We start from the raw sequence: 11,913 nt of genomic DNA on the forward strand, positions 1-11,913 counted from the left end.
ATGGAAACTCCTCATCCTCCACTATTTAACCGTCGCGGGTTCTTGCTGAATCAAGCGCCTTCCAGGTTTTTGAACTGGTTGTGGAACATCCGGGAATAGGTGCCGCCCTTTCCCAAAAGCTCCTCGTGGCTGCCCTTCTCCGCAATGCTTCCCTGATCGATCACCATGATCGTGTCCGCATCGCGGATCGTGTTGAGCCGGTGGGCAATGACAAAGCTCGTTCTCCCCTGCATCATCGTTAGCAGAGCATCCTGAATATGCTGCTCCGTACGGGTATCGATGCTGCTAGTCGCCTCGTCCAGGATGAGCAGGGACGGCTCGGCCAGCATCACCCGGGCGATGGCGAGAAGCTGCCGCTGCCCTTGGCTCAGATTGCCGCCGTTCTCGCTAAGCAGCGTATCGTACCCTTTGGGCAGCTTCCGGATGAAGGCTTCCGCATTCGCCATCGCCGCCGCTTCTTCCATTTCCTTATCGGTTGCCTCCGGCCGGCCGTATTTGATGTTGTCCCGGATGGTTCCCGAGAACAGGTACGTGTCCTGAAGCACGATTCCGAAGCAGCGGCGAAGGCTGTCCCTCGTATACCGGCGGATATCTTTGCCGTCGAGATAGATGGTTCCGCCCGTCACATCGTAGAACCTCGTCACAAGATTAACGATCGTCGTCTTGCCCGCTCCCGTCGGACCGACGAGGGCGAGACTCGTACCCGCCTCGGCCTCGAAGCTGACGTTCTGCAGGATGGGCCGGTCCGGCCGGTACCCGAAGGTAACGTTGTCGAACACCACCCGGCCCTGCGGGTGGACAAGCGGAACCGCTCCCGGCGGATCCTCGGGCTCTTCCTGTTCGTCCAGCACCTCGAAGGCCCGCTCGGCCCCTGCCACGCCCGACTGCAGAAGGTTGTAGGTATTGGCGATTTCGTTAAGCGGCCGGACAAACTGCCGGGAATAGCTCAGGAAGCTCGCGATAATGCCGACCGTGATGCTGCCCTTGACGGCAAGCACCCCTCCGACAATGGCTACGGCGGCAAACCCGATGTTATTGATGACACTCAGAATGGGCATAAGAAAGCCGGAATAAATTTGCGCCTTCAAGCCGACCTCGTACAGCCTCGCGTTCACTTCCTCAAATTCCCGGATGGAGGATTCCTCATGATTAAAGGCTTTGACCATGGCAATGCCCGATACCGTTTCCTCGATATGCCCGTTGAGCTTGCCGAGCTCCGCCTGCTGGGCCTTAAAAAGGCTGCTCGTCTTGCGGGTGATCGAGCGGGCGAGCAGATAAACCAGCGGTACAGTAATAAGGCTGGCCAGCGTGAGCAGAGGGCTCAGGATGAGCATCATGACCAGCGAACCGACAATGGCGATGATTCCTGACATGAGCTGGGTGGTCGACTGCGAAATGGAATTGCTTACGTTGTCGATATCATTGGATAGACGGCTCATCACTTCCCCATGGGGGCGGGAATCGAAATAAGCGAGCGGCAGCTTCTGCAGCTTCGCGAACATGGTCCGGCGAAGACCCATGACGATTCGTTGGGACAAGCCTGCCATGATCCAGCTCTGGCTGAAGGTAAGGACGGCGTCGGCCAGATAAGCGGCCAGGAGCGCCACAAGCACGGTTTGGAGCAAGCGGAAGTCGACGGCGGTCCCGTTCACCGACATGGCGTCGACGGCGCGTCCGATCAGGTAGGGACCGGCCAAGGTAAGACCGGCGCTTAAGAGCAGGAACAGGAAGACGCAGGTAAGCAGCTTCCTCTCCGCGCCCAGGTACCTCCACAGGCGGGTCAGCGTAGCCCGGAACTGCTTCGGCTTGACGGCCTGGACCCTCCCTCCGCGGCCGATCATTCCGCCAGGCCGGCCCGGGCCACCCGGCATGCCCATCGGAGGAGCAGGGTCCGCCTGTCCCCTGTTTCTGCCCGGGCTTTCCTTATGCGTTGACATCGGCGTGCAGCTCCTTTCCGATTTGGGACCGGTAAATCTCCTGATACACCCGGCACTCCTTGATCAGCTCGTCGTGCGTGCCTATGCCGACTAGCTCTCCGTTGTCGAGCACGACAATTTTGTCGGCATCCATCACCGAAGTGATCCGCTGGGCGATCAGAAGGCAGGTCAGCCCGCGGGAATAGGCTTTCAAGGAAGCCTTGATCCGGGCTTCCGTCTCTACATCGACGGCGCTCGTGCAGTCGTCGAGAATGAGAATATCCGGCTCGCGGAGCAGTGCCCGGGCAATCGAGAGCCTCTGCTTCTGGCCACCCGACAGGTTGACGCCCTTCTGGCCGAGCTTTGTTTCATACCCTTCCGGAAGCTTCTCAATGAATTCCGCAGCCTCCGCAGCCTGTGCCGCTCTCTCCAGCTGTTCGCGGGTAGCGTCCTCTTTGCCCCATTTGAGGTTGGCGGCAATGCTGCCGGTAAACAGAACGGTCTTCTGCGGAACGACCGCCATGCTTTCCCGGAGCTGGTGCGGGTCCATTTCCCGGAGGTCCCGGCCGTTTACCCTAACGGTTCCCGAGTCGGCATCGTAGAACCGGGGGATAAGGTTCACCAGGGAGCTCTTGCCGGAACCCGTCGATCCGATCAGGCCGACGGTCTCTCCCGGGAGGCAGCTGAACGTAATCCCCTTAAGCACCGGCTCTCCCCCCTCTCCCTCGTAAGAGAACGTCACGTTCTCGAAATCGATCCTTCCTTTTGCCTCTGCTGAAGCGAAAGCCGCTTCCTCCTTCCACGTCATCGGATTCTCCTCGGCGAATACGTCACCGATGCGTGCGGTGGAAGCCCGGGCGCGGACGAACATGTTGAACACCATCGAAATGGTCATGAGCGAGAAGAGAATCTGCGTCATGTAGTTAATGAAGGCAATGATGCTGCCCACCTGCATCTGTCCTTGGTCCACGCGAATGCCGCCGAGCCAGATAACGGCCAGAATGCCGAGGTTGACCGTCAGCATAATGGCCGGGTTGAAGATCGACATGGCCCTCATGACGGCCACCGATCGGGTTTGATACTCCGCGTTAGCCTCTTGGAACTTCTCGGTTTCATAGTTGAACCGGTTGAAGGCTTTCACCACGCGGACCCCGGACAGGTATTCCCGCATGACCCGGTTGACCTGGTCCAGCGCTTTCTGAACCTTCAGAAACCGGGGAAAGCCCACCCTCATATTCATGAAGATGAGAAGGCCGACGAGGGGAACGACAACGGCAAGAATCAGGGAAAGCTCCGGCTCCAAGCGGGCCGCCATAATCAAGCTTCCGATGCAGAGCAGAGGAGCCTTCACGAAAATTCTCATCAGACCGTTCACGAAATTCTGAACCTGGGTTACGTCATTGGTAAGACGGGTCACCAGGGAAGCCCTTTCAAACTTGTCGATGCTGCGAAAGGACAAGCTTTGGATTTTACGGAACAGATCCGATCTCAGCTCCGTCCCGAACTTCTGGGAGACACGGCTTGAAATGATATTTCGCGCCGAAGCCCCTACCGCCCCGATCAGCGTAATAAGCAGCATCAGCCCGCCCATACGAAGAACATACCCCATGTCCCTTCCCGACACGCCCACGTCTATGATCTTGGCCATAATGGTCGGCTGCAGGAGATCTCCGAGAGCTTCAATAGTAAGGAAGAAAATTGCCGCCATAAACGATTTGCCGTACTTGCGTCTGTATTTAGCCAAATAGCCCAAGGCCCTGCCCCTTTCCTAAGTAATCGCTGTTGTCCTTACTAATCACAATACTCCTATCTTCTCAAAATGTCATCACCGAATGGTTTACCGCTAAACAAATTCCGCCATACCGGTTAGGCGCCCATTGTAAAATATTTGTATAAGATAAGTATAAGGTTTCGGTTCAAGCAGCGCTTTAACGGGTAAAAGGGTTGAAAAGGATCATGCGAAATGAGGGCACGTGATGGACCAGCTGACCGATATCTCTCTTATCCAAAGGCTCGCACAGGGCGACCGTACGGCCTTTTCTTCGCTTTATGACCGGTATGGGCTTAGCCTGTATCACCTGTCAGAACGTCTTGCCCTGGAGATGGAGGAGAGGGAAGAAATCATCGCGGCGGTCTTCTTGCGGATCGAGCAGTATGCCTCGGCCTATCAACCCGATCGAACTTCCGTAGGCGAATGGATGCTTCTTCACTGGAAACACTGCGCTTGCGCCCACCTGAACAATAGGCGCCGGGAACGGGCTGCTGTCCAATCATCAGGCAAGCAGAACCCATATCTTATGGTGTACGGATAATCTTACCAAGGGAGTTGATCCTGAATGTCTTACGGACTTTACGGCGGCGGTTACGGTTGCTACGGCGGCGGCTTTACTTCTGTCGGCGTTATCCTGGTGCTCTTCATCCTGCTGGTCATCATCACCCGCTCCATCCTGATCTGACGAACGACCGGCCTGTAACGGTAAAAAGCAGCCCCATCGGCTGCTTTTTTTATTTCCGGTCTATCAACCGGGTAACCAGGGAAGCCAGGATCAAGCCTAACGCCCGATTACGCATTTACGTCTTCTGCCGTCCATTCACGGTCAGGCGCTAAGCACAAATCGTTCAATCGCACGGGCTACTCCGTCTTCATTGTTCGAAGCGGTAATATAGCCAGCCGCCTTCTGGACATGCACTTCCGCGTTCCCCATCGCGACACCGAGTCCGGCTGAGGTCAGCAGCAGCAGATCATTGTCACTGTCCCCCACCGCCAGGACTTCCTCCATCCGGATGCCGAGCAGCCGGCACACCTCCCGCACTCCGCTCTCCTTGGTAATGCCTTCTACGGAAATTTCCAGATTTACCGGAGCCGAGCTCGTCACGTGGAGGGCGCCCCACGCCAGAATCTGCTCTTTGAGCGCAGACAGCGTGAAAGGATCTTCATGCTTGATTCCGAATTTCATCCAGTCGCGCCCGAACATCTCCTCGGACCAGTCCTTGGTTCCCGTCAAGCTTTCGACGCTGTATCCCCAGAAGCGCGCTCCGTACGAAACCGCCGCCTCATGAAGACGCCGGATGGTCTCCTTCGGAAGGAAGGTACGGCGGTGCAGCGCACCCGGACCCGCCCAGATTTCCGCGCCGTTAAGCAGAACCATCGGAGACTGCAGGCCAAGCTCCTGCCAGAAGGCTCCGGCCGTTTGAATCCCCCTTCCCGTAGCGAAAATGACATGAACCCCCTGAGCGACCGCCTCCTGTAAGCACAGCTTCGTCGCCGCGGAAACCGTCTTCTCATCGGTAAGAAGCGTCCCGTCCAAGTCCAGGGCAATTAATCTAAAGGGCCTCACCATGACCATCCTCTCTCTTCCGTCCCGTTACAAAGACAAGCTTTCCACGGGCACCTCGAACACTTTCTTGACGACCAGGCCGACAGCAAGCTCCGTTTCATCCGGCTTGTGCTGCAAGTGAATGATTTTCACGCCTCGGCAGGTCTCGGGCACATAATCCGGCAGCCGGCGGTGGAGCTCCGGAAGGAGGAGATCCCCCAACTTCTCTAGCACGCTACCCGTCACAAGCAGGTGATCCGGGTTAAGGAAGGTCACGACATTGCTTACCGCGAGACAAACCGCTTCGGCCATCCGCTCGTAGAGCGAGACCTTATCCGGTTCACCCGCCCGCACGCCATCCGCGAGCTCGTCAATGGACAAGCCCTCGTTCTTCATTAGCCCACTCTCCGAAACAAGAGTCGTTAGGCAGCCGTAACCGCCGCAGTGGCATTTCTTGGCATCCTTCCCGGTAAAGGCTTTGTAATGGCCGAACTCCCCGGCCACGAAGGAAGAGCCGGTGACGAGCTCCTTGCCGGCGCAGATTGCTCCCCCGATTCCGTAATCGAATTTCAGGGTGATGTTATGGACCGAATCGTTCAAGGAGCCGTTCATGTTTTCCCCTAGAGCCAGCAGATTGACGTCATTCTCCATATAGAAGGCAATGCCGTAAAGCTCCTCGAGTTTCTCCTTCAAAGGAAAGCTCCCCCAGCCGATGCCCGGCAGACGCAGCGCAACGCCCCGTCTGGAGTCGACCAGCCCCTGGATGCTCATGCCTGCGCCTTTGATCAGGACCGGATCCGGAACAAGGGCGATAAGCTCATCCATGACGGAGCGAAGCAGCGTGATCAGATGCTCCTCGCTTTCATAATGACTTACGCTTCGGGAGGCTGCACCGATCCGTTCCTGGCGGAAATCCATCAAGGTGCCCCTGATGAACTTACCGGCCACTTCAATGCCGATCGCATACAGCCGGGATCCGTTGATCGTCAAGGGAACTGGCTTGCGGCCTCCGCTGCTGACGACGGGCTCTCCCTCGCGCACCATATCCTGTTCAAGCAGACGGTTCACGATGTTGGTGACGGTCTGCTGGGTCAGGCCCGTTTTCTCCGCCAGCTCGACGCGGGAAATCGGCCCTTCCGAATGGATCAAATACATAACTTTATGCTGATTGATCGATTTAAGCAATTGATGGCTTTTCAGTCTTTCACCGGACATGGAATCTCAACCTTTTTTTCCAAAGTGCGGAGGGCTTCCGCCGATCTAATTTTAACATATTAGGGTTGGAACAGCTCCTTTCGTTTCCGGGGAAACCGGCTCTTGGTATCAGCCTTTCAGGGCACCGATCATCATCCCTTTGACGAAATAACGCTGCAGGAACGGATAGAGCATAAGAACCGGCAGGTTGGCGACGACCACGACCCCGTACTTGATGGACTCAGCCTCCATCATTTTGCGCATGAGGGTATCGTCATTCATGTCGACCATGTCCTGCGTCTGCCCTTGGATGAGAATTTCGCGCAGAATCAGCTGCAGGGGAAACTTAGTCCTGTCAGACAGATAGATAAGGGCGTTGAAGAAGGCGTTCCAGTGGGCCACCGAGTAGAAAAGCACCATGACGGCCAAGATCGGCATGGAAAGCGGCAGCACGACGCGGGTGAGAATGCGGAAGTTGTCGCAGCCGTCGATGGATGCCGCCTCCTGCATCTCGGAAGGGATGCTTGTCTGAAAATACGTTCTCATGATGATAACGTTATAAACGGCAATGGCATTCGGCAAAATCATCGCCCATATGGAGTCCAGAAGGCCCAAGTCCTTGACGATCAAATAGGTAGGAATCAAGCCGCCGGTGAAGAACATCGTAAACACGATGAGCACGGTGAGCACGTTGCGCCCCTTCAAATCCTTCCGGGACATGGGATAAGCGGCGCAAATCGTCAGAACGACGTTGACGGCCGTGCCTACGAACGTATACAGAATCGTGTTGCCGTAACCGGTCATAATGTCTTTGTTGGCAAAAATGCGCTTATACCCGTCAAACGTGATTTCCTTCGGCCACAGCCAAAGCTCTCCCGCGAAAACCTTGGCCGGGTTGCTGATCGAAGCGCTCAGCACAAACAGAAGGGGATAGATGACAAGGACAGTGATAATGCACAAGAATAGGATATTGACGATATCGAATGCGCGGTCTCCCCGGGTTTCTCCCATGAGGCCTACCTCCTTACCACAAACTGGTTTGATTCATCCGCCGCGCGATCAGGTTGACCAGCAGAAGCAGAACGAAGTTGACGACGGAATTGAACAAGCCGACGGCAGCGGAAAAGCTGTACTGGGCTCCCAGGATCCCGCTCCGGTACACGTACGTCGAGATGACGTCCGAGCTGTCCATGTTCAGGCTGTTCTGCATAAGAAAGACCTTCTCAAAGCCGACGCCCATCAGCGAGCCGATCTGCAGAATGAGCAGAATGATAATCGTCGGCATAATGCCGGGCAGGTTCACGTGCCGGATCCGCTGCAGGCGGGTAGCCCCATCCACCCGAGCCGCCTCATGCAGCTGGGGATCGATGCCCGAAAGAGCTGCCAGATAAATAATCGAGCTCCATCCCATCTGCTGCCACACACCGGAGAGAACGTAAATGCTCTTGAACCAGCCGGGCTCGGTCATGAAGGCAACCGGCTCCAGGCCGATCAGCTTAAGGAAATTGTTGACCAGTCCCGTATTCGGATTAAGAAAAATAAACAAGAGCCCCACCAGCACCACCGTGGACAAAAAATGGGGAGCATACGTGACGGTCTGGACGAACCGCCGAAACAGGGGCTTCCGAACTTCGTTGATCATAAGCGCCAACAGAATCGGGACGGGAAAGCCCACGGCCAGCTGATACAGGCTGATCCCAAGCGTATTAAGCAAGAGACGCCAGAAGAAATAGCTTTCGAAAAAACGTTCAAAATGCTTGAAGCCCACCCACGGACTTCCCCATATCCCCTTGCTTGCGAGGAAATTTTTGAAGGCGATCTGAACCCCGTACATCGGAACGTATTCAAAGACGACATAGTAGGCAATGACGGGGACAAGAAGCAGATAAAGCTGCCAGTTCCTGGCATAAGGCAGCAGCCGTTTACGCAATCGCATGGGCCTAGAGGCGGCCCCTGCGGTGTTTTCCAATCTGGCTTGCATAGGGAATTACTCCTTTTCCATAGCGGTTCGGATTTCACTCAACCGGTTTAGGATTGGCGGGGCGGGCGGCGTTCTTTCCCATCAGCTCCCGGCGAGGCATGCCTGAAACCTTCTCCAGCCAGGGGAGCGTCAGGCGGAACGCCCGGATCTCCTGGACGGTCAGCTTCCCCTGCCTGAAGACAGCCCGAGGGCTGCGGTCGGCATAGAACATGGCCTTCATGCCAAGGGCTTTCACAATGTATTTCATTCTCCGGATGTGGAAGGAGTTGGACACCACGAGACAGGTACGGAGACCCCTTTCCTCCATCAGGAGCCCGCAGTTTACCATGTTCTGGACGGTATTGCGGGACCAGCTCTCCTCCACAATTAAACGGGGAGGGATGCCCTGGCTCAGCAGGTACTGCTTCATGATCTCCGCCTCGCTCCGTTTGGAGGCAACCGAGCCCCCTGACACGATAACACACCGGTAGGAATGCCGGTTCATTAAGCCGATGGCGGTATCCAGCCTTTCCTTAAGAAGAGGATGGAGCGCATCGTTCTCGCAGCGGTAACCGAGAACAATAAGGGCATCCGCGGGCCGGCCGGACAGACGGCTCGAATGCATCCACACGAAATAAAGCAAAGGAACAGCGGCAACGGCAACAATTACGGTTAACAGGATGATCATGAGTAGATGGTTTCCTTTTCTCTCTATAGCTTGCTCGCTGGATTAATCCCGGCTTCCCTAAACCGAAAGATGTGAGAATCCGGAGGGGAAGCCGGGAGATTCTTGAACCTGCCGGATAAGCTTAAAGATAAAGCTGATTATTTTTCGGTTTTGGCCCGGACCACTAAGGCGGAAGGTTCCGTTTCCTTTCCTTCATAAGAGGCGGTGATCAGTGTTCGCCCCGGCGTACGGGCGGTCCAGACCCCGTTTTGAAGCTCCGCTGTTTCCGTCCTGCTCAAAAGGTACCGGGCGGACGCCGTCACGTCCTTATCCAAACCGTCGCTGTAGAAGGCGGTCACCTTGATAGGGATAACCGCTCCCCGGTCGACAGGGTGCTCCGGCACTTGAAGAGTAAGGGAATCGAGCCGGGGAATGACTTTTACCGTGCGCTCGGCCTTTCTTCCTTCGTATTCGGCCGTAATGACCGCCTCTCCTGGGCCTGTTGCCAGAAGGATTCCTTCCGGAGAGACCAAAGCTACAGCCGGATTGCTGGTTGTCAAGACGGATGGTTTGGTGACGTCGAAGGTGCCCTTCTCCCCGAGGGCATGCAGGACCTTCAGCGATGCGGCACTTCCGTGAACCATGGTTTCGTCCAGCCCCTGAATCGAAATTCCGTCATAAGCTTCCCAGGCGGCCAGATCCAAGCAGTGCACCTGATCGATCGGATAATACATGTAAGGGCTGAAGGTGCTGGCCCCGGATTCAAAGACCAGGCAGGCCTTGTTCCCGCGAACGGAGATTTCTTCCGCATAAGGAGGGATCATCATCTCGTCTTCTTTCTCCGCACTGTCCAGGAACCAGACCGGCACCTGCTTGCCGTCGATCTCGACGTAGGTGTGAGGAGCGTCCTTCATCGGGTTGCGGTACTTAAGCAGCGAGCTGTAGGCATTCTCGGCCGTATAGCTGAGCAGAATATGATCGCCGGCAAAGGCGGCTCCCTGGATCTTGTTCGGGATGGACAGAATGTAATCCGGGGTCACCGGGGTAGCGTCATCAAGCTTCCGCCCCGCCGGCAGGTTGTCGGTTTCGGGATCAAGCTTGTATCCGGTCATCCACGCGCCGTATTCGACTCCGTCCCGGTTAATCAGCTTTTGGTTGGCGGGTGTCTGGTAGCTTGGCGGGTAGTAATAATCCCCTGTCCAGAGCGTCCCGTCCGCATAGGTCGCGAAGGATGCATTGTTATACACCCGGAAACCTCCCGGGGTGAAGGTCAGGTTGGTGTTGTCCTGCTGGCGATATACATCCTCCAGGCTGTTCTGATACAGGAACCGGTTATTCGCCACCCAAGTGTGCTTCCCGCTGACGGTCACGCCTCCGGCATGGCCGTTATAAGGCGTTCCGTCGGGGTTGTACAGATGAAAGGACTTGACCAGCTTACCCGTTGCGTCGTCCAGAAAAGACAGCATGCTCGGCCGCTTGTCGGAGCGGTAAGCGCTGATGACCGTCCAATTCTTCTCCTTCACATAATCGATCCCTTGGGGAATCAGGTTCTGACGCAGTCCGGGGACGAACGCACCCGGCTCGCTTGTATCGAGATACTCTGTGAAGGGCTCGAACGGATCCGGCGCCTCGAAGCCCATATCCTCCTGGGTGATCGGCTGATGCTCGGGAACCGCCGTTTCCGATGCGGATTTCGCCGATTCGTTGTTGGACGAATCCAGAGCAGCCGTTTCAAACCGGTAGGCCGTTCCCCCTGTCAGGTTCGGAACGGTGGCGGAATAAGTCGAGCTGTCCACGGTCTGGCTCAGTTTGCCGTCGGTGTAGATCCGGTAAGCCATCACATCCCCTTCGGCATTCGGCTGCCAGCTCAGCTTGACTTCACCGGCTCCCGCCTCTGCTGTTACTCCTGCCGGAGCCGCTGGGGCCACACTGTCCTTAACCGCTGGAACCGGCGTCGATTTGACGCTGACGGGAAGGGAGATCTGGTTCTCTTGGTTCACCGCCCTCAAGGCTATGGAATAGGAGGTGTAGTTGTACAGCCCTTTCAAGGTGTAGGAGGTCCCGGTAATAAGGTCATCCGCCGGTTTGCCGTTCACCAGAAGCTGGTAGCGGTCATGGGCCGGGTCGGCCCCCACGCTCCAGCTCAAGGTGACCTGCCGGTCGCCGGCTGCAGCTTTCAGGCCGGCAGGGGCCGCTGGAGCGGCCGCAGACGGCGCCTGTCCCGGAAGCAGGACTCCGGGAGTCGGGGGCTGCTTGATCGCCGTCTGCCGCATAAGCGTGCTGCCGTTCAGCGGATAGGAGTAGACGATGGACGTGCTGTCCGCTGCGTCGTTGATCCCCACATACTCCGCCCGCGAGATTTCTATCCCGTCCGGGGTAGTCAGCAGCACCCGGCGCGAACCGGTGTTGGAGAAGCCGGCCGTGACAACCGGGTAGAATTGATCTTCCCGGATCGAGGAGCCGTAAGCCGCATTGAACTGGTCCGCCGTTACCGTCAGGTTGGGGGACTGAACCCAGAGAATCATGGAGCTCAGCGGCATCACCGATTTGTCCGCGTTCAGCGTCCAGGTCGCGTACGTCGAACTGGAATAGTACAAGATTTTGTACCCTTTAAGAGGAACCGGAACGTCGCTGTTGTTGTACACCTCGATGAATTCGTAGCCGTCCACCACCTTGCCTGCGTCATTGGTTTTGTTGGGTGAGTCGGGAGCGAGTTCGGTGATCAGGAGGGACGGTACCGGTCCGAGGACGTTATCCTCCGCCTTGACGGGTTTCGTCCCGCCTGGGAACGAAGAAGCGAGCAAAGCGGCGGCTAATCCGAAAGCGGCAAGCCTCGTGCTTTTACGAATGGTCATGCGA

At 56.6% G+C, this 11,913-nt stretch carries 10 protein-coding genes; 2 read left to right on the plus strand and 8 right to left on the minus strand.

Annotation, left to right across the window (positions count from 1 at the left end; translation table 11 throughout):
• Window positions 1-50: 50 nt before the first annotated feature.
• Together MJA45_RS17670 and MJA45_RS17675 are read right to left on the minus strand one after the other, a co-directional pair.
• Entirely contained in the window at window positions 51-1,877 is a 1,827-nt protein-coding gene (locus MJA45_RS17670; RefSeq protein WP_407083165.1) for an ABC transporter ATP-binding protein, read from the minus strand.
• A gap of 46 nt (window positions 1,878-1,923) precedes the next feature.
• Window positions 1,924-3,669: an ABC transporter ATP-binding protein gene (locus tag MJA45_RS17675; protein WP_315603224.1), complete on the minus strand. Its 1,746-nt coding sequence runs from the start codon at window positions 3,667-3,669 to the stop codon at window positions 1,924-1,926.
• 220 nt (window positions 3,670-3,889) lie between these two features.
• Between MJA45_RS17675 and MJA45_RS17680 the strand changes: the two genes are divergently transcribed.
• Together MJA45_RS17680 and MJA45_RS17685 are read left to right on the plus strand one after the other, a co-directional pair.
• Window positions 3,890-4,228 carry a hypothetical protein gene (locus MJA45_RS17680; RefSeq protein WP_315603225.1) on the plus strand — a complete coding sequence of 113 codons (339 nt, stop codon included), beginning with the start codon at window positions 3,890-3,892 and terminating at the stop codon, window positions 4,226-4,228.
• Between the two features lie 24 nt (window positions 4,229-4,252).
• Window positions 4,253-4,372, plus strand: a complete 120-nt coding sequence (locus MJA45_RS17685) for a sporulation protein YjcZ (protein WP_315603226.1) — start codon at window positions 4,253-4,255, stop codon at window positions 4,370-4,372.
• 141 nt (window positions 4,373-4,513) lie between these two features.
• On the opposite strand, the gene MJA45_RS17690 is transcribed toward MJA45_RS17685, so the two are convergent.
• The 6 genes from MJA45_RS17690 to MJA45_RS17715 all read right to left on the minus strand — a co-directional run bounded on the left by MJA45_RS17690 (window position 4,514) and on the right by MJA45_RS17715 (window position 11,909).
• Window positions 4,514-5,263, minus strand: coding sequence for a Cof-type HAD-IIB family hydrolase (locus MJA45_RS17690; RefSeq protein WP_407083055.1), 750 nt, complete (start codon window positions 5,261-5,263; stop codon window positions 4,514-4,516).
• Window positions 5,264-5,281: 18 nt separating this feature from the next.
• The gene (locus MJA45_RS17695) at window positions 5,282-6,448 is read right to left on the minus strand and encodes an ROK family protein (protein WP_315603228.1); all 1,167 of its coding nucleotides are present in this window, start codon (window positions 6,446-6,448) and stop codon (window positions 5,282-5,284) included.
• Between the two features lie 108 nt (window positions 6,449-6,556).
• On the minus strand, window positions 6,557-7,438 hold the full coding sequence (locus MJA45_RS17700; RefSeq protein ID WP_315603229.1) for a carbohydrate ABC transporter permease: 882 nt from the start codon (window positions 7,436-7,438) through the stop codon (window positions 6,557-6,559).
• 13 nt (window positions 7,439-7,451) lie between these two features.
• A complete protein-coding gene (locus MJA45_RS17705; protein ID WP_315603230.1) occupies window positions 7,452-8,363 on the minus strand; it encodes an ABC transporter permease in 912 nt (303 codons plus the stop codon).
• A 79-nt stretch (window positions 8,364-8,442) separates the two neighbouring features.
• On the minus strand, window positions 8,443-9,075 hold the full coding sequence (locus MJA45_RS17710; RefSeq protein ID WP_315603231.1) for a YdcF family protein: 633 nt from the start codon (window positions 9,073-9,075) through the stop codon (window positions 8,443-8,445).
• Between the two features lie 137 nt (window positions 9,076-9,212).
• Window positions 9,213-11,909, minus strand: a complete 2,697-nt coding sequence (locus tag MJA45_RS17715) for a fibronectin type III domain-containing protein (protein WP_315603232.1) — start codon at window positions 11,907-11,909, stop codon at window positions 9,213-9,215.
• Window positions 11,910-11,913: the final 4 nt, after the last annotated feature.

The organism is Paenibacillus aurantius, from assembly GCF_032268605.1.
GTDB classification, from domain to species: domain Bacteria; phylum Bacillota; class Bacilli; order Paenibacillales; family NBRC-103111; genus Paenibacillus_AO; species Paenibacillus_AO aurantius.